Source organism: Desulfosporosinus sp. BICA1-9 (assembly GCF_000802135.1).
In genome coordinates this window covers 29843-52700 of record NZ_JUEE01000015.1, presented here as the reverse complement: position 1 = coordinate 52700, position 22858 = coordinate 29843, and the positions used below count along the sequence as shown (strand labels likewise).

The following is a 22858-nucleotide window of genomic DNA, read 5'->3' as shown; positions in this document are numbered from 1 at the left end:
GCCTCCTATAAATTCACAAGGGCTCAATAGCCAATGCCTGATTAATTTTAGGTAGTTTTCTTAATAAACCAAGGACAGCCTCGTCAATTTGTTGATCTGTCTCTAAGACCATGAGCGCTTGAGCTCCCCTCTTTTCACGGGAAACCAACATTCGCGCAATGTTGATCTGGGCCGTCGTCAGAAGAAGCGTCACTTGCGCAACAACTCCTGGAATATCTTGGTGCAGGATGACTAAGGTGGGGTAGTCTCCTTTTATTTCTACTTGAAAACCATTGATCTCCTGAATGACAATTGTCCCTCCTCCAACAGAGGACCCTGTAACCTGAACCTGGCCTTTGGTCTTAGATATCAAGTCAAACTTCACGCTGTTTGGATGGACATCTCCCAGGTCCCCCGTTTTAAAACTAAAATTCAGTCCGCGCTCTTGAGCGATTTTGAGAGAATCCGGTATCCGTTCGTCATCGGGATTCATGCCTAACAGCCCCGCAACCAAGGCCAAATTTGTGCCATGCCCTTTCCCCGTCTTAGCAAATGAACCATGTAGAATGATCGTCCCTTCTACTGGTTCTTCTCCTAAAATCTTTCTGGCCATCACACCCAAACGGACTGCACCCGCCGTATGAGAGCTTGACGGACCCACCATGATCGGACCTAAAAGATCAAAAACATTACTCTTACTCACAACTGTTATTACCTCCTATGAATCAGTGATATTGCACAACGGCATGGGGGTCTATAAAAAACCTCCGGAAAAATTCCGGAGGATAACCTATTCCACACCCAAAATATAATAGTAGAGCGGTTGCCGACCGGGATGAACCTCAACTTCAACCCTCGGATTCTCTTCCTGCAGCCACTTCTGGAGTAATTCAACTTCTTCTTGTTTTGTTTCTTCTCCATAAAATATTGTGACCAAATCATGGGTTTTCCATTCCATCTTTTCCAAGGTCGACTGTGCTACCTTAAATAAGGATTCTCCTGTAGTAACTATCACATCATCTACTAGACCTAAAATATCTCCATCTGAAATGCTTAAATCTCCATACTGTGAATCACGAACAGCATAAGTCACTTCACCAGAGCGAACATTTCCCAGTCCTCGTTCCATACTTTTCAGGTTAGTCTCTGCATCTCCGTCTGTATTCAGGTTTAGAAGTGCAGCAATTCCTTGGGGGATTGATTTACTGGAAATGACATGAACGACTCGGTCCTGTACGACATCTTTAACTTGACGAGCGGCCATGACAATATTCCCATTATTGGGCAGGATGAAAACTTGACGTGCCGGAACCTTCCGAACCGCTTCAGCCAGATCTTCAGTACTCGGATTCATGGTTTGTCCGCCGAAGACAACTTCATCAGCACCTAAGCTTATAAATACATCGGAAATCCCTTGCCCCATGGCTACAGCAACGACTCCAAATTCCTTCAGAGGTTGAACCTCATTCTGAGTCTCTGTCAGGGCATCAACGGAATCTGTCGATTCAGCTTTTGTCGCATGAGCCATGTTCTCGTTTTGCTCTAACATGTTGTGAATTTGAACTTGGTGAAGCGTACCCCACTGTATAGCATAATCCAGGATTTTTCCCGGATTTTTAACATGCACATGAATCTTTACCACTTCAGCTGTTCCAACGACCAGGAGGCTGTCTCCACGATCGCTCAAATCCTGTCTCATTTGGTCTATCCGTAAATCAGAACCCTTGACCAAAAACTCTGTACAGTATGGATAGTCCAGGCTTTCAATCTGCATAAACTCTCGTTTTGAATCATGATCTTCACGTTCAGTCGGCGTGGTCACTGGTACGGATAGTGTATCAGGAATGTGCGTTTCGCCAGTTAAGACTGCGATCCATCCGCCCAAAATAATCAGGAATCCTTGTCCTCCCGCATCAACAACCCCCGCTTGTTTTAATACTGGCAGCATATCCGGGGTTTTTGCTAAGCACTTCATTCCCTTTTGATGTGCTTCTTGAAGTGTTTCAAGCAGTGAGCCTCCCCCCTTAGCCGTGGCTAAGGCAGCTCGTGCCGCTTCCTTGGAAACCGTCAGTATCGTACCCTCAACCGGCTTCATAACCGCTTTATACGCCGTATCTACTCCCGATTGCATCGCTTGTGCCACTTGAAGAGCATTTGCTGATTGTAATCCATCAAGTCCCTTGGCAATGCCACGTAAGAGCTGAGACAGAATTACTCCCGAGTTACCGCGAGCTCCCATTAAGGATCCCATAGAAGCTGCTGCTGCCACCTCACTGATAGCTAAGCCGGATACTTTTTCGCAATCCCTGGCGGCTGATTGAATGGTTAAAAACATGTTTGTGCCTGTATCTCCATCTGGTACAGGAAAAACATTTAAAGCATCTACATCGTGTTTTTTTGCTTCTAAGGACTTCGCCCCTGCCGTCATCATCAGTTTCCATAGTTGTCCGTCCAGGACTTTCATATTATGTGTAGCTGCTGGTCTCAAAACCGCATCCCCCTACTCTTATGCTCTACTCTAAGATGCGAACACCTTTGACGTTCACATTCACTTGGGACACGTTTAATCCCGTAAGCTTTTCTGTAGTATAACGGACGCGCTCCATTACACTTGATGCAACTTCAGAAATCTTAACACCATACCCGACAACGATATAGAGATCAATCACAAGTTCATTATCTTTATTGGTAACCACTACTCCACGGGCCAAATTTTCCCGTCCTAATAAATCTGCAACTCCGTCCGTAATTTTGCGTGATGCCATACCTACTAAGCCGTAACACTCAATCGCGGTAGCACCTGCAATCGTGGATATGACTTCTTCAGAGATTTCAATTTTACCTAAATGATTAATAATTTCTTTTGCCATTTAAGGACCCTCCCCTTCCGGTATCGTCCACGTTGACCCTATTCTACCAAGGAAATGAGAAATGTTCAAAGAAAAACTCAATATTTCTTAACAAAAACTATTTATCCGTCTAAAGGCAACTTCCAAAAGATACTTTCACGATCCACTAAGAAAATTCATTAGTAAACCTTGCCAACCAGTAAGACTTTTGATAGAATGTATTAGTGTCATTTCGGTTGCAAAGGAGGTTTAGCACATGGCTAGAGTATGTGCAATATGCGCCAAAGGAGTAGTCACCGGATTTCAAGTGAGTCACTCTCATATACGGACAAAGCGAACATGGAAACCAAACTTACAAAGCGTTCGTGCTATTGTGAACGGCACTCCTGCCCGGATCAAGGTTTGTACTAGATGTTTACGTTCCGGAAAAGTTCAACGCGCTAGCTAATGAATCAAAAGCTCGACATTATGTCGGGCTTTTTTCATACCCACAATTCCATCCCCCTGCAAGTCGGGGACGGTTCTCGACTTGTACTTAACTTACACACCCTCCATATTAGTTCGAAACCCAAGCGCCAACAGCGCTGTTGAGAGCGAAGCAATTCAACTGTTTCACGCCCTAGTCGTTCCAATCCACCTTCGTTCCCATTCTACGTCGACCCCAGCTCAGAGGATGTGATTTTACGGAGCGAACCCGTTAGGCATAGTCGCGATCAACCATGCTTAGATTACTCGGGGCCAGAACGGCATAGGGCTTGTCCATGGATGGACTGATGTCGCGGTGCCAAGGATGGCAAGGAGCGACTCACATTCAGAAAGCCCAGAGGTTTGCCGTTCTCGCCGAGTAATCAAGCATGGTAGCGACGGCGCCGTGGGTGAGCGAAGTAACTTCACATCCTCGCCTTAACATCCGCCCCATCCTCCCCATCACGCCCTCTCCAAAATTTGTTGAAGTTCTTCCGCATTAAATTGATAATGTTCATTGCAAAAATGGCAAATCATTTCGGCATTTCCGTCCGAGATTAGGTCTGCTATTTCTTTTTTTCCGATCGAAACCAAAGTATCACCTAACCGTTCCTTGGAACATGTACAACAAAACGTCACCTTACGGCGTTCTAAAACGCGATAAGAAAGTTGCCCCATCAAAAGACCTAGTAATTCCTCTAGAATTTGGTTCTGAGCAATTAGTTCACTAATCCCAATCTTCAAGTGTCCAAGTAGATTTTCAATAGCCTGGATATCCTCTTCTGTCGCTCCAGGCAAGGGTTGAATTAAAAGCCCCCCTGCGCCTGCTACATGATAGTCTTTTTCAACCAATACACCTAGCAGCATAGCAGAAGGAATCTGCTCAGAGGTCAATAAATAATGAACGAGATCTTCTGCGACCTCACCACTCACCATCGGAACCGTCCCAGTAAAAACCTCGCCATTTTGCAAGCTTCGGCTTACAGACAACTCCCCAAGACCAACCGCAGCCCCCACGTCAAGTTTCCCTGAAGCTTTAAGCGGCAAATCCACCAAAGGTTCCCTAACATAACCCCGAACCTCTCCCCGCGCATTTCCTACGGCCACAACCCCTTCTAAAGGGCCGTCTCCCAATAAGCGCAAAGTGATACTCTCTGTCCCTTTAAGAGAACTAGCAAGAATAAGAGTCCCTGTCATCAACCTGCCCAGCGCCGCCGTAGCAACGGTCGACATCCCATGACGCCTACGAGCTTCTTCCACCGTATCCGTCGTCCTCGCCAAAACCCAACGGACCTTCCCGTCAAGCATAGTCCCAATCAAAAGTTCATCCTGCTTCATAATCGACTTCCTTTATTAAAATTTCAAGTGCAAGTCAGGGACGGTTCTTAACTTGCATCCCTAACCTTCATTCCATCACCCGATAAATATCATCTATAGTATTCCCTAAAACACAATCATTAACTGTTACTATTCTAGGAAGTATTTTTCACTTTTTTGTCAGTTCTAATTAATTACACGTAGAGTTTACGACATTTACAGGTGGACCAAGGAACCCACGATCATTTCAATAAGTCGGGATAATCCCGCATTCCATGAAGTACTCTGTATACTACGACCTCGTCATTAATTACCTTATAAAAAGCGATGTAGCTGTCTATAATCAGCATACGGTATTCCTGTTTTGCCAACTCACTATCCGGTACGATTTTACCGATGTACGGATGCTCTGCAAGCGTATCAATTTTGCCAGTAATCTTGTCGGTCATTGCAAGCGCTGATGTCAGACTGTCTTCTGCAAAGTAAAAGAATATTTCCACAATGTCCTCACGAGCAATCTGTAATATCGCAATCCTATACTTGCTCATTGTGCAGACCTTTGATATATTCTCTCACCTCATCTGTAGTGTAGGTTGGTGCGCCGCTAAGACGTTGTTGTTCGGCCTCTAACAGTTTGGCTCTTAGGTTAAGCATTGCTTCCCTACGTTCAAACGCAACAATGCTCATTACAACCAACTCGCCCTCACCATTTTTGGTCAGATAAACAGGTTCAGACCTTTCTTTACATATTCTTGTTATTTCACCAAGCTCTGTCCTCAGGGCAGATGTGGGTTTAATAATCATTGTTCATCACTCCTAGGCAAAATTCCGACTTAATTATGCTCTTATTATATGCTAGTTTTGGCACAGTTATCAACAGGATATCAATAAAAGCAGATCCTACACTTGCTCTTCTTAGATCTGAATAATGTTTTCATTTGGTATAACCAGATCATATAAGGGCTCCTTAGTGTATTTTCATTTTCTAAACATATCAAAAAAGTATCAGGCACGCATAATTATAATATTAGTTACATTCCCGTATATTGATAGCAAATATTATATGAAATATATAGTAAATTATGGCTTCCAAATCTCTTTATTATCCTTTGCCTGCCATCGAACTAAGGAAACTCAAAATGGCCACACTCCCCGGTATGGAAATGCGGCCAGATGTGCCGATTTGCTATACTCATGTTTTTGACGGTTCTTTAGCCCCGAACCAATTCAACCTTGTAGCGCTTTGTTTCTTGCTGTGTAAAATGAATACTTCGGATTTGCCCCAGACTTTGTCTCGCCGAAGGAGTCCATTTAATTTGCATTATAACAGTCCTTTTTCTATAGCCTCTATAATGTCATCGGTTGAGTAAACCACTCCATTGGAAATATCTTCTTTCGCTTGCATAATCAAGGTTTTAAGTTCCATGTCGCTTTCAATTTCCTCTTGTACCATGTTTTCCAGCGGCTTGATTAAAAAATGCTTGCCTTCGATATCTACAATTGTATCTTTATTATTGTGGAACCACGTTTTAAATAATGCTGCGTTATTGCCTTCAAGCTTTTTCAGCATACGGAAAGTTCCCTCCTTCAACTGGTTCGGACGGTGCCGTGGGTGAGTGGAGCAACATCACGCCCTCCCGTCGTTCCCACCCCCGTTGGGAATAACCACCATCACCCACCCCTGATGCACCTCAATCACGGCCTCCCCACCAAGAAAGACATTACTAATCCCCCGCGGGGAATCTTGATAAAGCACACCCCGATCAAGCGGATAATACAACCCCTCAGTCGTGACGACCGCCTGCTCTGATAAAGAGATCAAAGAGAGTTCCTGCCCCCGTGATGCGCTAATCTCTTCCCGACCTTGCAGGACCCACATTTCGTGTTCAGGATCAACCAACCGAATCCGATACCCTTTTCGCGCGTAGGCCAGCATTAGGGCGATATTACCCAAAAAATGATCGATTCGATTTCCAGTTGCCCCATACAACCAAATATCTCGTTCCCCGACGAGATCAGCCATTTCCACGGCCCTTAAAAACGCCAATTCAAGATCCGTCTCATCCTTTTCACTCGGATACCGCTCAATTATGCATCCCGAAGTTTCACATTGACTTAGGTTCTCAGGAGAAATCGAATCTAAGTCCCCTATCACAAGATCCGGCATACACTCAGAAAGGGCGGCATAATTTGCCCCCCCATCCGCACATATTAAGAAATCGACCTCATTCAGAACATGTTTTCCCCATTTAGAATCCCAAACACCATTTGCCAAGACTGCAATTTTGAATTTATTCACCCTTGATCAAAACCGCTGCATGCCGAATTTTAGCCACGGCTAGTTTCGGATCAGCTTGAGCGAATACAGCGGCACCCGCCACCAGAATATGGGCACCCGCTTTGGCAACCGCTGCTGCTGTTTCGAGGTTAATTCCCCCATCAACTTCAATCAAGCAAGACGAGTGGGTTTGTTCTAAATGGCGATGGAGTACCTGAATCTTAGGAAGAACATTCGGAATAAACTTTTGTCCACCAAACCCAGGGTTCACCGTCATTAATAAAACCATATCCAAATCTTGTAGAATATACTTGATACCGTCCAGCGGAGTTGCTGGATTAAGGGCGATTCCCGCTGTCATCCCATGCTCTTTGATTTGCTGGATCACACGATGGGCGTGGCGGGACGTTTCTAAATGAAATGTAATATGATTCGCACCAGCGTCCGCAAAATCCACAATGAATTTCTCTGGCTCTTCAACCATCAGATGAACGTCAAAGCGCATTTTGGAATGACCCCTGAGGGATTTTACTAAAGCAGGTCCAAAGGTAAGATTCGGGACAAAGTGCCCGTCCATAATATCGATATGTAATACTTCAGCACCTGCCTCCTCTACCAACTGGACTTGGTCACCGAGACGGGAAAAATCGGCGGATAAAATTGAAGGGGCAATCTGAATCACATTAATACTTCCTCTCTGCTTCCATTACTTCTTGCAAAAATATTAGGTAGTGCTCATATCGAGAAGGAGAAATCTCTCCCTTTTCAAGCGCAGCTTTGATGGCACAATTAGGTTCTTTGTCATGCAGACAGCTGCTGAAGCGGCACTGGCCACGACGTGAGGCAAATTCAAGAAAAAAGTCTGATAAATCTGCGCGTTTCATAACTGGCATAGCCAGGGCAGAAAAACCCGGGGTATCCGCTACAAGCCCCCCAGCACAAACCATCAATTCCACATGGCGTGTGGTGTGGCGGCCGCGCTTAGACTTAACGCTTATATCTCCAATTTTCAGGTTCTTACCTGGTGATAAGGCATTGAAAAGACTCGATTTTCCTACTCCGGAAGGTCCTGCAAGAACGCTAATTTTCTTGCTCAACCGAGACCCAAATTCTTCAACTCCTTGACCCGTTTTATTGGAGACTTCGAACACTGTGTATCCTATATTGCGGTAGACATCACTTATTGAAGGGACTTCTGTGTCGTTGCTTAAAGCATCCTCTTCTATTTTATCTAATTTAGTAAAGACTATAATAGGTTCGATTTCTGCTTCAGTGACCTGAATCAATAAACGATCTAAAAGATTCCGATCTGGCTTAGGAGAAGTCAGAGCAAAGACCAAAATAGCCTGATCTACATTGGCTATCGCCGGGCGACTTAAACTGTTACGCCTGGGTTCTACTGCTTCAATCGTCGCCTTGTCTTCCCCTTCGGGAAGAATGACCACCTGATCGCCAGGTATAAACTCCTGATCTTTAATACGAAAGCGACCGCGTAAGGAACATTCCCATACTCGGTCTTCCGCATAAACATAATAAAATCCGCCATATCCTTTGAGTAAGACTCCTTTGATCATAAATACCTCACTATAATTATCGTGTACGAAGCTCGATCTAAATTAATAGTTCTTAAGTTTACCATTCTTTCGAATGAATACCAGAGACCTGGGCAATCGATACTGGATTCTTGCTTGCCAGGGCACCTATTCCTTGGGCAAGCGGTCCAGGTCCACGCGAAACAACAATCGTTACTTCAGTCCCCTGCTGAACTGCCTCTCCAGGGTTAGGAAGGGTTCTCATCACCACATCGATTGGGAAAGTCGTAGAGTCCTCGGTTTCAATCTTTAAAATCAGCCTATTCTGTTCAACGAGTATCGTCTGCGCTTCTGCAGATGTTTTCCCGATCACACTGGGCATATTAATTGAAACTAATTGTGGTCCAGTACTGATGGTTAAATGAATCTCCCCGTTTTTAGGCCAAGAGGCTTTTGGCGCAGGATTCTGATCAATAACAGCATCTTTAGGCACATTAGCATCCGGCTTGGATTCAAAGGTTATCTTTCCGGTAAAGCCAGCATTTTTAATAAGGAATACGGCATTATCCTTTGACATTTGTCCTATCTTGACATCTGGGAATTCCGCGATATCGACGCCTTTGCTGACTACAATTTTAACAGCCCGACCTTCTTTAACTGATAACCCTGCCTTCGGATCCTGGTCAATAATGCGATCTTTCTCGACTTGATCACTGAACTGGAAGGTGGGCTCAGGGCTTAGACTTAGTTTAGCCTTATTTATATAGTCTTCTGCAACAGGCACAGTTTTCCCAACTAAATCGGGAACCGTGGTTGGTGGTACCGCAAAAATACTCTTTAACCACAGCACTCCACTTAGCAAGGAGAAAAGAAGGACGAGACCCCCAATAATCCATAGCCTACGCTGCTTATTTTTAGACTTGGCTGGAATAGAGTCCTTTACTCCGATCGGTGCCAGAACTTGAACCATCCCTTTGTGAGTCTGAGTGGCTTCAGAATCATCCCCTTGAAAGGCCTCAAGTCGCGTAATCGGTCGACGGTTCTGAATGTGGTTCAGGTCCTCCAGGAGATCTTTAGCCGCTAAGTATCGTTGTTCAGGCGACTTAGAGATCGCCCGCATGATCACCGCTTCAAATTCCCTGCCGATCCGTGGGTTAAGCTTGCTTGGCGGAACAGGCAGTTGCTGTAGGTGTTTTAGAGCAATGGCGATAGGAGTCTCTCCATCATACGGCACTTTACCCGTCAGCAATTCATAAAGAACAATTCCCAAAGAGTAAATGTCCGATTGCTCATTACTTTGAATTCCTTTGGCTTGTTCCGGCGATAAGTAATGGACAGAGCCCACAATATCACCCGTATGGGTAACCGTAGCCGAAGAGACTGCCCTAGCGATACCGAAGTCTGTGACCTTAGTGTGTCCGTCCGCGGTCACCAATATGTTATGCGGCTTGATATCCCTATGAATAATATGGTGTTCATGGGCATTTTGGATAGCGCCAGTGATTTGGCGCGCCAGATTAATGGACTGGTCTGTGGACAAAGGGGCATACTCTCGAATAATTTCTTTAAGGTTACGACCTTCTACGTATTCCATAACGATATATTCGGTATCTCCATCTTTACCCACATCATAGATCGAGACAATGTTCGGATGAGATAAACTCGCTGCAGATTGGGCTTCCCTTCGAAAACGTCGGATAAAGTCTTCATCAGTGACAAACTGCTCCCGGAGCACCTTTATGGTTACAACGCGATTAAGCAAAACATCCTTCGCCTTATAAACGATTGCCATACCTCCAGCACCAATTCGCTCAAGGACTTCATATCGTCCCCCGAAAATTTTACTCATTATCTCTCACCTACTTTCTGGTTAGTGCTTCTTGAATGATTTGTCGTGCAATCGGAGCAGCCGCCCCTCCACCAGTTCCCCCATTTTCCACCATCACGGCAATTGCAATCCGTGGATTCTCCGCAGGCGCAAAGGCGATATACCAGGCATGCGTCGGGACATCTCCTCCTGGTTCGGCGGAGCCCGTTTTACCCGCAACTTGAACATTGGGTAAAGCACCCGGTGCAGCCGTTCCATCCGTCACAGCGGTAACCATGGCGCTGGTGATTTTATCCGCTTCTGCTTTGGAAAGAGCAGTCAACCAAGGCTGGGGCTTTTGTTTAAAGATTACATTTTGAGAAGGGTCAAGGACCCGCTCCACAAGATGGGGTGTCATAATAACTCCTTGGTTGGCGATACCCGCTGTTATTAAGGCCATTTGAAATGGAGTGACTAGAACTTCCCCCTGTCCGAAGGTACTGGCAGCCAGCAGGTTTGTGTTCAAGGTCGTGGGAATTTTCTCTGCTTTTGTAATAGAGCTTCTTGGAACATTCAGTTCAAAGGGAACCATTTGCCCAAACCCAAAACCCTTGACCGCGGCTAAGAATTTTTCATTCCCAGCCTGTACCCCAAATGTTGCAAAGTACGTGTTGCAGGATTCGGCTAAAGCCATATTATAATTAACCCAGCCATGGGCCTTATCGTTTTGTTCTCGAATAACTTGTCCATTAATAATCGTGGATCCTTGACACTCGTATAAATCTGTGGTATTAACTCCACTCCGCAATAATGCCGCAGATGTAACGACCTTCATAGTCGATCCAGGAGGATATAGGGAAGAGTAACGAGGTTCAAGTGGCCTATCCTTTTCGCGGCTTCTGATCTCATTCCAGTTCTGGTCAAGGTTATTGGGCTCAAAACTCGGTTGGCTTGCTAAGGCTAACACTTCTCCATTGCGTGGATCGATAGCCACCACTGCTCCCATTTTCCCCTTGAGTGCATTAAAAGCCAGGCTCTGTAAGCGCGAATCAAGAGTAAGTACCACATCATCCCCTTCCCGGGGAAGCGCAAAAAGTTGTTGAACTGATTGAGTGGGAGTAGGCCTTTTGAGCCCTAACAACCAATCCGCTAAGCTTCCTTCGAGACCGGATGCTCCCAATTTCACCGTCGAATAACCGAGAGCAGGCTCGTACATTTCTCCTTTTGTATAAACTCTAACCTTTTTCCCATTAATAAGCTGGGTTTTTGCAATCACTTCGCCGTTACGATCAAAAATTCCTCCCCTAGTCACACGGTTTTCCATCAGGATCATGCGACGATTGGCGGGGTGTTTCAACAAGGTATCTGCCTTAACAACTTGCCAATAGACCAAACCCAGACTCAGAACAAAAAAACTAAAGGCTATGCCCAATGCTACTTGACGTATCCCTCGCATTATGTTGCATACTCCCTTCCCTTATTCTTCGTGCTGTGGGAACTTGTTGCTGTGGCGTTGGAAATATTGAGCAGTACCCCTAGTAAGATAAAATGAACAATGAGTGAACTTCCACCATAACTCACCCACGGAAGTGGTAAGCCTGTCAAAGGAAAAAGCTTTGTAACCCCAGCCAGAATGATTAAAGTCTCTGTTCCAAGTAGAATCCCAATCCCCGCGGCTAAAATTTGCCCAAATCGATCTTTGGCCCTGATACTTACGACAAAAGCCCTCATAACCACAATCAGAAAGAGCACAAGCACAGCCATGGCCCCAGCAAATCCTAGTTCTTCTGCAATGACTGAAAATATAAAATCACTAATTGCAACGGGTACTGTGGAGGCCCCAATCCCGTTCCCTAATCCCGTTCCCAGGATATTTCCGCCACCAATAGCGAACAGAGATTGGGCAATTTGATACCCCATACCCGTCGGGTCCTGCCAAGGGTCCAGCCACACTGAAACTCTAACGCGCACATGCCTAAAGAGCATATAACCTACAGTTCCAGTCAGGAGAAAAATCGGTATAGATATTCCTAAATATAAAGCCCGCTCTGTCACCACATAGAGCATGAGCACAAAAAGCAAGTAAAATACCAAGGCAGTCCCCAAACTTTTTTGAGCGGCCAAAAGCCCAAGAACGAAGGCCACCATGATCATGAAAGGGCCTAAAGTTCGCCAATCAGGCAAAGAGAAACGTCCCCATTGCACCGTCCCTATGCGCAACAATTCCTCATTTTCTACTAAGTAGGTTGCCATGAATAAGAGCAGAGCCAGCTTAACAAATTCTTCGGGCTGAAACCCGAATCCCCAGAACTTCAGCGAGCTCGTCGCTCCACCTTCCTCAGACCCAAACACAAGAGTCACCAGCAACAGCCCAACCGCTAAAAGCCCCCAAATGTATCTAAACCTTCCGAAGGATCGATAATCACGGATTGCCCATAGAACTGTGTAAAACATCAACAAGCCGATATTCGCCCACCAGAATTGGTGCAAGGCAACCCCCGGATTAACTCGTACAACAAATACAAGACCCAAGGCCATGATGGCTTGGACGACAGGCAATATATAGGGGTCCCCTTGATAATGGAAGAGTTGTTCCATTAAGCTCCCCACAAGGACAATAGCCGTAAAGATCAGCGCTTGCCAAAAGAGGGGGCTCATAGCGCCGTCCCACTTCAATAGGCTAAGTCCCAGCCACATCATTCCTAAAACTAAAACACGCGAGGTCAAACTCAGAATCATTGGCTCACTCCATAATACAGCATAAAGCTGTGAAATTATCTGGGGCACCTCGTTCAAGTGTAACCTGTCGTAATTTCTCCAATCGTTCTTCCCAAGCGCCCGGTTCTAGAAATTCTTCAGTGAGTTCTTGGTCACTGATCATATTGGAGAAACCATCCGTGCACAGCAGGAAAACATCTCCTGTTTGCAAACCCATAGTCTGACAATCCACCTCTACGCTTGGGTCTGCGCCTACTGCCCGCATCAACACATTTCGTTGAGGGTGTTTTTTTGCTTCTTCAAGGGAGATCTGACCTAACCTCACCAGTTCACCGACGAGGGAATGGTCGGTTGTTAAGAGCGTTAATACCTCATCGCGCCATAAATAAGCTCGACTGTCTCCAACATGAGCAATCACGACTTCGCTGTTGCAAATCAGTAATACCGTCAGGGTTGTTCCCATTCCGGCATTCTCGGGTTGGTTGGTTGAGGCTTCATAAATTACTTGATTTGCTTGAGCAAAAGCCTCAGTCAACCCTTTTTCCAAAGTCTGCTCTTCAAGCTTGGCAAGTTGAGGAACTATTTTTTCCAATTCATGCAAGGCAGTCGAAGATGCTACTTCTCCCGCCTGATGCCCTCCCATGCCGTCGGCTACTGCATAGAGCCCTGCCGAGGATATCACCAGAAAAGAATCCTCGTTGTTTTTACGGACACACCCATTTTCACTAAAGCTTAGAACTCTCATTTTGCCACCTCGAGTATTGGAAGGTAATACTTCCAATTTTCACATAGTCTCCAGCAACCAGTTGCACTGAAGAATGGATTTGTTCTCCATTAACCCAGGTTCCATTCGTACTTCCCAGATCTTCCACAATCGTTTGTCCTTTTTGCAAGCGGAAAACAGCATGATCAATGGATGCAAAATGATCCGTTAAAACGATATCATTATGCTTTCCCCGTCCCAAACGCAGCCCTTTAGCATCTACCCTAAAAATTCGCCCTCTTGCCAGAGATTCCCCTCCTGTAAGGACTTCTAAACGCCCGAACTCATGCACAGAACGTTGGAAAATCCCCTTTAATTGAAGATCAGCCAACAACGCTGTAAAAATACGAAAGATAAAAAGATAGATAAGGGCGACAAAAATGAGTCGTCCAATGACTAAAACAAATTGCATACAATCCTCCAAATCGAGCCTAAGGGGCTCTTTGTATGACCAATACACTTTGTCCGATTTTTATTCGGTCCCCTGGAGCTGTGGTATGATGTGTAATTCGCTGTCCATTCACAAAGGAACCGTTTGTGCTTCCCAAATCATCCAGCCACCAACCATTCTCTCCTCCCGAAGCGATCTTCAGATGTCGACGTGAGACTTCTGGATCATGAAGTACCAAATCACATTGGCCATGACGACCAATATAAAGATCCGCCTCCTGGAGCGGGAACTTCTGTCCAATATCTGGACCTTCAATAATTTCGAGAAAGAATTCGGAATTCCTCCCTGATTTATCCCCGGCAGGGAAGTTTGTCTTGACACTTTCTCGGAAAATAGTCGTACTTTCTCTCCAATTCGATCGGTTAGAAGGGGCATCTTCCGTTTCTACTCCTTGATCATTGAGTTCATCATCTCCCCAGTCGACCACGATTGAATCATCAAAATCAGTTTCAATCACCATCTGTCTAGGATTGACCGTCTCATCCGCATGTAACTCAACGGCAGGTTTAGTTAGAAATGTATAGCCGTTTCGCTCTGCTTCGGCAAATAAATATTTTGAGAGTTCAATCAAAAACGCATCCCCGAAACTGGCTATTGGCCCCCAATCACTGGAATGGAGATAGACCCGGTAGATATTCGGAACATAAACCTGTGAAATACTGACTTGCTTATTTTTAAGCATTGCCTTCACAAGTTCTTTAGCAATTTCTACAGGTTGAAGCCGGGTTGCACCTTTTTTAAATGCTTCGGTAAAAAGAAATTCGGCCATCCCCTCAAATCGGGCCAATAGGCTCATGACTAATCACCCTCCCACAGTCGACGAAGTTGTCCACAAGCTGCATTAATGTCAGCCCCCCGCTCTTCACGTGACGATACGGCTATCCCGGCATCTTCCAGCACTTGGGTAAACTCCATTATCTTCTCAGAATTGGGACGCTCCATCCCAGTACCCTCCACCGGATTTACCGGAATTAAATTTACGTGTCCTAATTGTCCCTTTAGTAATCTGGCCAGGGCCGCAGCTTCCTCCCGCCTCGTATTATCTGCAGTCAAGGCTACTTCGAAGGTAATCCGACGATGCGTGATTCGTGAGTACTCACGACAGGCTTCCATCAGGAGAGCCAGTGGATAACGACGATTCATGGGGATTAAATTATTCCTAATTTCATCCTGTGCTGCGTGAAGGGATACTGCCAAACCCACTTGGGGATTATCCTTTGCCAATTGAATAATTCGGGGTACAACCCCACAGGTTGAAATCGTCATCCGGCGCATGCCAATGGCCTGTCCTTGCTCATGATTCAAAAGTTTGATTGCTTTTAGGACATGATCATAATTAAGAAGTGGTTCCCCCATCCCCATAAAGACAATGTTGGTCACCTGGAAATCCGGATCTTCCTGCCTGACCAGATGGGTAATATCCAGAACTTGCCCCACGATCTCAGCCGAACTCAAGTTTCTGCGGAAGCCTTCTAATCCAGTCGCACAAAATGTGCATCCGACCGCACATCCAACTTGAGTGGAAACACAGACCGTATGCCGATCCCGCGCTGATTTGCGCGAATAATCCATGAGAACACACTCAATCATCTCTCCATCTTCAAGACGGAATAGATACTTGCGCGTGCCATCCTTTGAACGCTGTTCGTGCACATGTTTCAAAGAATATAGATGCATTCTGGATCTTAACGTTTGCAGGTCACTCTTGCTAATGTTCCTAATCTCATCCCAGGTAAGCACTGCTTTTTGCTGCACCCACTGAAATAACTGAGTCCCTCGAAATTGTTTTATACCCAACTCTCGACAGATCTCTATCAACTCATCTTCTAAACAACCGCGCAACTCAATAATTTCCATAATATATATTATTCACCCAATTCGATCCAATTAAACTTCCCTGTAAAGAAGTTAATACTTTTTAACTAGTACGGCGAAATTTTGCTAAGAAAAACCCATCCATCTCATGACGATTCGGCAAGATCTGAAGCATTCCTTTATTCGCCTGTTGAATATCTCGCGGATTCTCAAGTTCAAAGGGTAAGCTTTCTGCCAAGTTGACTGGTTCAAATTCCGGATGTCCGGAGCGAAACCTCTTGACCAATTCAAAGTTTTCTTCCGGTTCCGTCGTACAGGTTGAATAGACTAAATCTCCTCCAACGTCCACACAAGACGCTGCCCGTTCTAAGATGGCTAATTGAAGGGTAGGGAACTCTTTTAGATCCTCTTCCTCCCTTTGCCAACGCAGGTCGGCCCTGCGTCGCAAAACCCCCAAACCAGAGCACGGAGCATCCACCAATACGCGCTGTTGGGAGCCGAGTCTTACACCGGGCAAGTCCCGAGCATCCCCTAGCTGAGGTTGTATGATTTTGATCCCCAGCCTTTGGGTTAATTGTTGAATGAGGTCAAGTTTGTGCGAATGGATATCAAAGGCCAGAATTTCCCCTTTATCCTCCATCAGCTGAGCTAAGTGAGTTGCCTTCCCACCAGGAGCGCTACAAGCGTCCAACACATGTTGCCCAGGTTGAGGATTAAGGACATGAGCGACTAGTTGCGAGCTTTCGTCCTGAACGGTAAATAACCCCTCCTTGAAACTCTCAAGTCGATCGAGTGCACTAAAGTTTTGAATTTTCAAACTCTCAGGGATCCGAGTTCCTAATTCGACCGTGATTCCTTCCTCGATAAGACGATCTCTTAAATTCTCACGTGAGATCTTTAAAGTGTTTGTCCGAATCCAAGTATGAGCTGGTTCATTATTAGCTATACATAAGGCTTCTGTTTCCTCTTGACCCCAACGTTTTAGCCAACGCTGAATCATCCATTCAGGATGCGAATAACGCACGGAAAGATAGCGCACAGTTTCGCGCTTGGAATCCGGCCAGGGAAACTCCCAGGCAGTACTCATTACTTTTCGTAAGACTACATTTACCAGCCCTGTATACTTCGGGTAACCTTTGGCTAATTCTACACTTTCATTGACTGCAACCGCTGGGGGAACCCTATCGGCATAAAGCAATTGAAAAGCGCCAATCCGCAAAATTGCCCTGACTTCATGGGGAAGTACTGACATTGGCTTGCTTAAATACCTTCGCAAAGCATAATCCAAGGTGAGTCTATGTTTGAGCGTGCCATTGACTAATAAGGTCACAAATTGTCGGTCTCTAGAATCCGTTAGCCTGCCAATATTGTTTTGTAATAAAAGATTGGCATAAGCCCCTTCGACCTCAACTCGAGTTAACATCTGCACGGCCATGCTTCGGGCTGTTAGATTAATCATCGCTTCTCCCCCGCGCAATTAGAATGAATCTTACTAACTGAAGAACCGCAGCCAGAGCAGCCGCCAAGTAAGTTAGGGCCGCAGCATTTAACACCGAACGGGCACCGCCCAATTCATTCCCTCCGAGCATACCTCTCTCTTGAAGAAGTGACATCGCTCTACTGCTGGCGTTATATTCTACCGGCAGTGTAATCAACTGAAAAATTACCGCAAAGGTGAACGCCAAGATTCCCAGCTGTAGAAGCCAGTCTACGCTTGGCACGAAAAGACCCACCATGATCAAGATCGGGCCCGCTCCACTGCCGAAGTTAGCCACGGGAACAAAGGTTGATCGAAGTTGCATCGGAAAATATCCTGAGGCATGTTGCAAGGCATGGCCTGTTTCATGAGCGGCTACTGCTACAGAGGAAAGTGAGTTGCCATGATAAACGTCCTCACTAAGCCTAATAACCCTGGTACTTGGATCGTAATGGTCGGAAAGACGACCTCCGATCGGTTCTACTCGCACATCGTATAATCCACCACTGTTCAAGAGCTCCCGGGCAGCCTGCGCCCCAGTCAGCCCTGCCTCTGAACGGATTTTCGAATACTTTTTGAAAGACGAAGAAATTCGATATTGCGCAAATAGGGAGAGTAAGATGGCAGGAATTAAGAGAACCATAGTATCATCCCAAAAAAACATTATAACACCTCCGTATTATCTACTTTCTAGCAGCCCCTTAATATATGGGCGTTTTTTAGGCTTTGCTACAACGAGGGGGTAGATACCCACTGTTGTCTCCAAAACCAGCTTTACTGAAGAGTCCACTAATCTATTTTCCCAAATTGTTCTCCAGCCTCACCGTGTCGACCCATGAAAAAACTTTTGGCAGGCATACTACGTTTTCCTGCTGGTTGGACTTCCAAAATCCGCAAGATTCCTTCCCCTGTCTGCACCAGCAAACCATCTCCGCTGAGTTGGATAATTTGTCCCGGAGTTGTTAGTTCCGAACTCTTTTCGACGGTCAGAAAAGGAGCACTTCGCCAAATCTTAAGATTCTCCCCTCTGAAGGTCGTGTAGGCTCCCGGCCAAGGATTTAAACCCCTGATTTGATGATGAAGATCAACAGCGCTACGTGACCAGTCTAGGCGTTCGTGTTCACGTTTCAGGAGGGGAGCATAATTTGTTTCACCTGTTTGTGGTCTCTGAATTAATCTTCCCAATTCTAACTCCTGCAACGTTTCTATCAGCAGTTCCGCTCCCAAAGTCGCTAATTGATCATGAATTTCGCCTGTGGTTGCCTCTTCAGAAACTTCAATTTCTCGTTTCAGCAACATGTCCCCCGTATCTAAGCCTTCGTCCATCAACATCGTGGTTACTCCTGTTAGGGTTTCCCCCTTCATCAGCGCCCAATGAATAGGGGCAGCCCCCCGGTAAGCAGGAAGTAGAGAAGCATGAACGTTAATACACCCTTTTAAAGGGATCTGTAAAATATCCTTGGATAGAATCTGTCCGTAAGCAACAACAATAATACTATCTGGGGCCAGATCCTTTAGCAATTGAATTTCCTCAGGTGTTTTTATTTTTAAAGGTTGAAAAACTGACAATCCTAATTCCTGAGCAGCAACTTTTACGGAACTAGGTTTTAAGTTCTTTCCTCGTCCGGCTGGTCGATCAGGTTGAGTAAAGACACCGACAATATCATGTCCCTCTCTCACCAAGGCCCGCAAACTCGGTACAGAATAATCCGGTGTACCCATAAAAACTAACCGCATACTAATTCTCCTTTCGGCGAAGTTCGTAGTCCGAGGTCCGCAACCTGGCCCGAGGAACGCCTTTCTACCAAGTGACTACATCCGTTCTTAGTAACCCTACCCCAAAGGAACGTTTTCGGCTAATCGGATGCGTCCTGAATTCGATGATCGATGCTCGAAATCCTCACCTGAAATCCAAGCCCGAGGAGCGCCTTTCTGCCGCGCGACTACATTCGTTCTCCGTAGCCCTACCCCAGAGGAGCGTTTTCTGCAAAGCGGATGCTTCAGTAGAGACGCGATCCAGACGAGCTCTGACGGTTCGTGCCCCGTAGCGCGCCGCAGGGACTTGTCCATGGATGGACTGATGCCGCGATGCCAAGGATGGCATGGAGCGGCGCACATGCGACGGAACACGATGTTCCTAGTGCCGTATGCGCCAAGGATGGCATAGCATACGGCCAGAATGCCCAGAGGTTCGGACGCGCTCGTGAACCGTCCAGCTCGTCAGCGGTGTAACGTGCAGACGCGTGCAGAACACGAAGACACCGTCTTCGCACGGGTTATCACGGCAGAATAAGACACTGTCTTCGCACGGGTTAACACAGCAAAAAAACGCTCCTCGCCGCTAGCTTCGATACGTTTTCTTAGCAACATCGACAAATAATATTCCTTCAAGATGATCAATCTCATGTTGTAAAGCGCGAGCTAATAAACGGTCTGCATAAATATCACACATTTCACCTTGACGATTTAAACCCTGGACGCGAACTTTTGCAGCCCTCACAACATCTCCTGTCATCTTCGGTATGCTAAGGCATCCTTCTTCTGCGACGGCCTCTCCCTCTTTTTCCAAAATGACTGGATTAACGAGTTCCACTACCACATCCTCCACTTTAACAATAATCACTCGCTTGGAGACTCCAATTTGAGGAGCAGCTATCCCCACTCCTTCGGCATCCTCCATCGTATCCATCATATTATCGAGAAGTTTTATGATCGACGCATTAATTTCTTTTACCTCTTTTGCCTTTTCACGCAGTACATCCGCACCTATTTCTACAATCTGATACACAGCCATTTCCACTAACCCCTTTCGTTGATCCTATTGTATTTTAGTCATATATCACTTAGCCCCGTTGGACACTCGCCTCAGATTCTTGGACTTTCACATCTATGTCCGCTGAAACCCATTAATTCACTGCAATTGACTTACTTACATAGATAAAGGATTGACTTCGATGTTCAAAACTATTCCATTGCTAGCAGGAGTTTTAAAAAATTGTTGAACTCCTTGATGCAAGAACGCTCTTAGCACGTCTTGCCGAGCTCCTTTGACGGATATCTGCCATCTCCATTGATTTTTAAGCCTGGACAATACAGCAGGAGAAGGTCCTAAAATATCTAAGCCAGTGTTTTCAAATTTAGGATCTTGCAGTCCTTGCAGCAAGCAAGCTCCCAAATCATTTGCCCCTTTAATAACTCGATCTTCCTTGTCATGAAGCAGCAAAACCCGAATGATATGGGTGTAAGGTGGGTACTTGCGCTCTTTGCGATAGCGAATCTCCTCCCAAAAGAACCCCTTGTAATCATGCTGAGCTGCCATCACGACTGCACCATCCATTGGAGAATAGGTTTGAACCACAACCTCACCTGGTTTGATGCTTCGACCCGCTCGACCGGCAACCTGAGTTAATAGTTGAAACGTTCGTTCCCTAGCCCGAAAATCCGGCATATTGAGGGTTTGATCTGCCGCTATGACCCCTACTAATGTGACATTCGGAAAATCTAAGCCTTTGGCCATCATCTGAGTCCCTACTAAAACCGCGGCTTCTTGTCGACGAAAGCTTTCTAATATCTCTCTATGGGCTTCTCTAGATCGTGTCGTATCAAAATCCAAACGCAAAATAGCAACCTCTGGTAATAAAACCTGTAGTTCCTCTTCGACTCGCTGAGTCCCCTGCCCAAAAAAACGGATATAGCGGCTGCCGCAATTCGGACATGTATGAGGGGGCAGCTCATGATGATTACAATAATGACAGCGCATGGCCTGCCCTTGAGTATGATAGGTCAAAGCAATATCACAATTAGGGCAACTGACCACATACCCACATTCTCGGCAAATCACAAAGGTTGAATACCCTCGGCGATTCAGGAAAAGCATCGTTTGCTCACCCCGAGCCAGTCTTTCCTGCAGTTTCTGCTGTAATGACAGGGAAAACATACTCCGATTTCCCGTTTGCAGTTCCATACGCATATCGACGATTTCGACGGTTGGCAAAACACTGGCTCCGATCCGTGAGGACATGGTCAGCATGCGGATTTTACCTGATTGGGCTGCAGCATAGGCTTCAAGAGAAGGGGTAGCACTCCCCAGCAAGACAACACCCTTTCTCTGTTCCATCCGCTTACGGGCAACATCTCGTGCGAGATATTTTGGATTCTCATCTTGTTTATAAGCGCTATCATGTTCTTCATCTAAAATAATCAGACGCAAGTGTGGCAAAGGTGCAAACACTGCAGAACGTGCCCCAATAACAATTCGTTTCCGCCCTGACAAAATATCCTGCCAGGCTTTCATTTTTTCTCTCGGTTGTAAACCCGAGTGCAAGATAATAACTTGCTCCCCAAATTGGGTTTCGAAATATCGGGCTACTTGAGAGGTCAGGGAAATTTCGGGTACCAAAAGAATGGCATCTCCACCTTGAGCTAATACTTGAGAAATTAACTCAAGGTAAACATCGGTCTTTCCACTGCCCGTCACACCATGCAACAAGATAGTTTGAGACGACTCTTCTGCCAGAGCTGTAAGCACATTCCTCACGGCTGCAGCTTGCTCCAACGTTAATTCATAGGTTCTACCCTTAGGAAAACGCTGATCTTTGACCTCGTTTCCCTCAGGAAAAGCGTTATCCTGTTTATGAGCTACTGGCGATGTTGTACCTGCTCCATGAGGGGACACAAAACGCGTTTCTTTTTTCACCCAACCTTGGTGGAGGAGTTTATCGAGTGTCTCACCAGAAATATCTGCTCTCTTTAAAAAGACTTTTAGGGAAATAGCCTTACTCCTTGCTCTATTCAGCACTGTAATTGCTCGATAAGCTTCCGTATCCAGCCATTTTAAAGCCTGTACATCTGAATCCTCAAGCGAGGCAATGAGAATAATCCACTCATCCATCTTTCCTTTAAGAAGCGGCCAAACCGTATGTAAGCTTTGAGCAACTGAACAAATGGTCGTTTGGGCTAACCAATGAGCCAGTTCAATGAGTTCCGGCGGAACAAGACTTCCCTCATCAATAATTTCAATCACTGGTTTAAGAGTGATATTTTCCAGTTCCATTGGCAGATCATTGGTGACATTCACGACGAGCCCTTGTATTTTGCGGTTCTGGAGAAAGACGACAACTCTCATTCCGATCCTTAAACTAAGATACTCAGGAATTATATAATGATAACTTTGATCCAGGCGCCGATTTGCTACATCAATCAGGACTTCAGCATAGCGAAACATCACACGCCTCCTTATTGAAGAATCATCAATACGCTAATGTCAAGATTGGTCAATACATTATACCAAATTCACGCGCACATTACATTTTTATCACATTCTTTCTCCTATAAATAATAAGTTTAACTCAACAATTTTATGACACAGTTTATTTATACCCTTGTCAAAATGGAACGAATTATGATA

The 22858-nt window shown here is 45.6% G+C and carries 23 protein-coding genes; 1 reads left to right on the top strand and 22 read right to left on the bottom strand.

The window, feature by feature from the left end; all coding sequences use genetic code 11:
• Positions 1 to 13: 13 nt before the first annotated feature.
• The 3 genes from sdaAB to JL57_RS01520 form a co-directional block, all read right to left on the bottom strand.
• Positions 14 to 682, bottom strand: coding sequence for an L-serine ammonia-lyase, iron-sulfur-dependent subunit beta (gene sdaAB, locus JL57_RS01530; RefSeq protein ID WP_034140292.1), 669 nt, complete (start codon positions 680 to 682; stop codon positions 14 to 16).
• 87 nt (positions 683 to 769) lie between these two features.
• On the bottom strand, positions 770 to 2443 hold the full coding sequence (locus JL57_RS01525) for a DAK2 domain-containing protein (protein WP_034140335.1): 1674 nt from the start codon (positions 2441 to 2443) through the stop codon (positions 770 to 772).
• Positions 2444 to 2492: 49 nt separating this feature from the next.
• Positions 2493 to 2849 carry an Asp23/Gls24 family envelope stress response protein gene (locus JL57_RS01520; protein WP_034140291.1) on the bottom strand — a complete coding sequence of 119 codons (357 nt, stop codon included), beginning with the start codon at positions 2847 to 2849 and terminating at the stop codon, positions 2493 to 2495.
• 235 nt (positions 2850 to 3084) lie between these two features.
• Between JL57_RS01520 and rpmB the strand changes: the two genes are divergently transcribed.
• Positions 3085 to 3276: a 50S ribosomal protein L28 gene (rpmB, locus tag JL57_RS33255; protein ID WP_291299570.1), complete on the top strand. Its 192-nt coding sequence runs from the start codon at positions 3085 to 3087 to the stop codon at positions 3274 to 3276.
• 479 nt (positions 3277 to 3755) lie between these two features.
• On the opposite strand, the gene hslO is transcribed toward rpmB, so the two are convergent.
• The 19 genes from hslO to priA all read right to left on the bottom strand — a co-directional run bounded on the left by hslO (position 3756) and on the right by priA (position 22675).
• Positions 3756 to 4631 carry an Hsp33 family molecular chaperone HslO gene (gene hslO, locus JL57_RS01515; protein ID WP_034140290.1) on the bottom strand — a complete coding sequence of 292 codons (876 nt, stop codon included), beginning with the start codon at positions 4629 to 4631 and terminating at the stop codon, positions 3756 to 3758.
• A 221-nt stretch (positions 4632 to 4852) separates the two neighbouring features.
• Complete coding sequence (locus JL57_RS01510; RefSeq protein ID WP_034140289.1) at positions 4853 to 5158, bottom strand: type II toxin-antitoxin system RelE/ParE family toxin; 306 nt, start codon at positions 5156 to 5158, stop codon at positions 4853 to 4855.
• Positions 5145 to 5414, bottom strand: coding sequence for a type II toxin-antitoxin system Phd/YefM family antitoxin (locus JL57_RS01505; protein WP_034140288.1), 270 nt, complete (start codon positions 5412 to 5414; stop codon positions 5145 to 5147). The genes JL57_RS01510 and JL57_RS01505 overlap by 14 nt, the downstream gene beginning before the upstream one ends.
• A gap of 517 nt (positions 5415 to 5931) precedes the next feature.
• A complete protein-coding gene (locus tag JL57_RS01500) occupies positions 5932 to 6180 on the bottom strand; it encodes a hypothetical protein (protein ID WP_034140287.1) in 249 nt (82 codons plus the stop codon).
• A gap of 57 nt (positions 6181 to 6237) precedes the next feature.
• The gene (locus JL57_RS01495; protein ID WP_034140286.1) at positions 6238 to 6909 is read right to left on the bottom strand and encodes a thiamine diphosphokinase; all 672 of its coding nucleotides are present in this window, start codon (positions 6907 to 6909) and stop codon (positions 6238 to 6240) included.
• Complete coding sequence (gene rpe, locus JL57_RS01490) at positions 6902 to 7570, bottom strand: ribulose-phosphate 3-epimerase (RefSeq protein WP_034140285.1); 669 nt, start codon at positions 7568 to 7570, stop codon at positions 6902 to 6904. The genes JL57_RS01495 and rpe overlap by 8 nt, the downstream gene beginning before the upstream one ends.
• A 1-nt stretch (position 7571) precedes the next feature.
• Entirely contained in the window at positions 7572 to 8462 is an 891-nt protein-coding gene (rsgA, locus tag JL57_RS01485) for a ribosome small subunit-dependent GTPase A (protein ID WP_034140284.1), read from the bottom strand.
• Positions 8463 to 8520: 58 nt separating this feature from the next.
• Complete coding sequence (pknB, locus tag JL57_RS01480; RefSeq protein ID WP_034140283.1) at positions 8521 to 10269, bottom strand: Stk1 family PASTA domain-containing Ser/Thr kinase; 1749 nt, start codon at positions 10267 to 10269, stop codon at positions 8521 to 8523.
• A 10-nt stretch (positions 10270 to 10279) separates the two neighbouring features.
• A complete protein-coding gene (locus JL57_RS01475) occupies positions 10280 to 11683 on the bottom strand; it encodes a penicillin-binding protein 2 (RefSeq protein ID WP_034140282.1) in 1404 nt (467 codons plus the stop codon).
• Positions 11683 to 12966 (bottom strand): FtsW/RodA/SpoVE family cell cycle protein, encoded by a 1284-nt coding sequence (locus tag JL57_RS01470; RefSeq protein WP_034140281.1) that lies wholly within the window; start codon positions 12964 to 12966, stop codon positions 11683 to 11685. Before JL57_RS01470 ends, JL57_RS01475 begins: the two co-directional genes overlap by 1 nt.
• 4 nt (positions 12967 to 12970) lie before the next feature.
• A complete protein-coding gene (locus JL57_RS01465) occupies positions 12971 to 13690 on the bottom strand; it encodes a Stp1/IreP family PP2C-type Ser/Thr phosphatase (protein ID WP_034140280.1) in 720 nt (239 codons plus the stop codon).
• On the bottom strand, positions 13671 to 14120 hold the full coding sequence (locus tag JL57_RS01460; RefSeq protein ID WP_034140279.1) for an FHA domain-containing protein: 450 nt from the start codon (positions 14118 to 14120) through the stop codon (positions 13671 to 13673). The genes JL57_RS01465 and JL57_RS01460 overlap by 20 nt, the downstream gene beginning before the upstream one ends.
• 19 nt (positions 14121 to 14139) lie before the next feature.
• Entirely contained in the window at positions 14140 to 14955 is an 816-nt protein-coding gene (locus tag JL57_RS01455) for an FhaA domain-containing protein (RefSeq protein WP_034140278.1), read from the bottom strand.
• Between the two features lie 2 nt (positions 14956 to 14957).
• The gene (gene rlmN, locus JL57_RS01450) at positions 14958 to 16025 is read right to left on the bottom strand and encodes a 23S rRNA (adenine(2503)-C(2))-methyltransferase RlmN (protein WP_291299573.1); all 1068 of its coding nucleotides are present in this window, start codon (positions 16023 to 16025) and stop codon (positions 14958 to 14960) included.
• Between the two features lie 52 nt (positions 16026 to 16077).
• Positions 16078 to 17433 (bottom strand): 16S rRNA (cytosine(967)-C(5))-methyltransferase RsmB, encoded by a 1356-nt coding sequence (gene rsmB / locus JL57_RS01445; RefSeq protein WP_034140276.1) that lies wholly within the window; start codon positions 17431 to 17433, stop codon positions 16078 to 16080.
• Complete coding sequence (locus JL57_RS01440; protein ID WP_034140275.1) at positions 17426 to 18115, bottom strand: zinc metallopeptidase; 690 nt, start codon at positions 18113 to 18115, stop codon at positions 17426 to 17428. Before JL57_RS01440 ends, rsmB begins: the two co-directional genes overlap by 8 nt.
• Positions 18116 to 18240: 125 nt before the next feature.
• Positions 18241 to 19188 (bottom strand): methionyl-tRNA formyltransferase, encoded by a 948-nt coding sequence (gene fmt, locus JL57_RS01435; protein WP_034140274.1) that lies wholly within the window; start codon positions 19186 to 19188, stop codon positions 18241 to 18243.
• Positions 19189 to 19792: 604 nt separating this feature from the next.
• Positions 19793 to 20245: a peptide deformylase gene (def, locus tag JL57_RS01430; protein WP_034140273.1), complete on the bottom strand. Its 453-nt coding sequence runs from the start codon at positions 20243 to 20245 to the stop codon at positions 19793 to 19795.
• A gap of 135 nt (positions 20246 to 20380) precedes the next feature.
• Complete coding sequence (gene priA / locus JL57_RS01425) at positions 20381 to 22675, bottom strand: primosomal protein N' (RefSeq protein ID WP_034140272.1); 2295 nt, start codon at positions 22673 to 22675, stop codon at positions 20381 to 20383.
• Positions 22676 to 22858 lie beyond the last annotated feature (183 nt).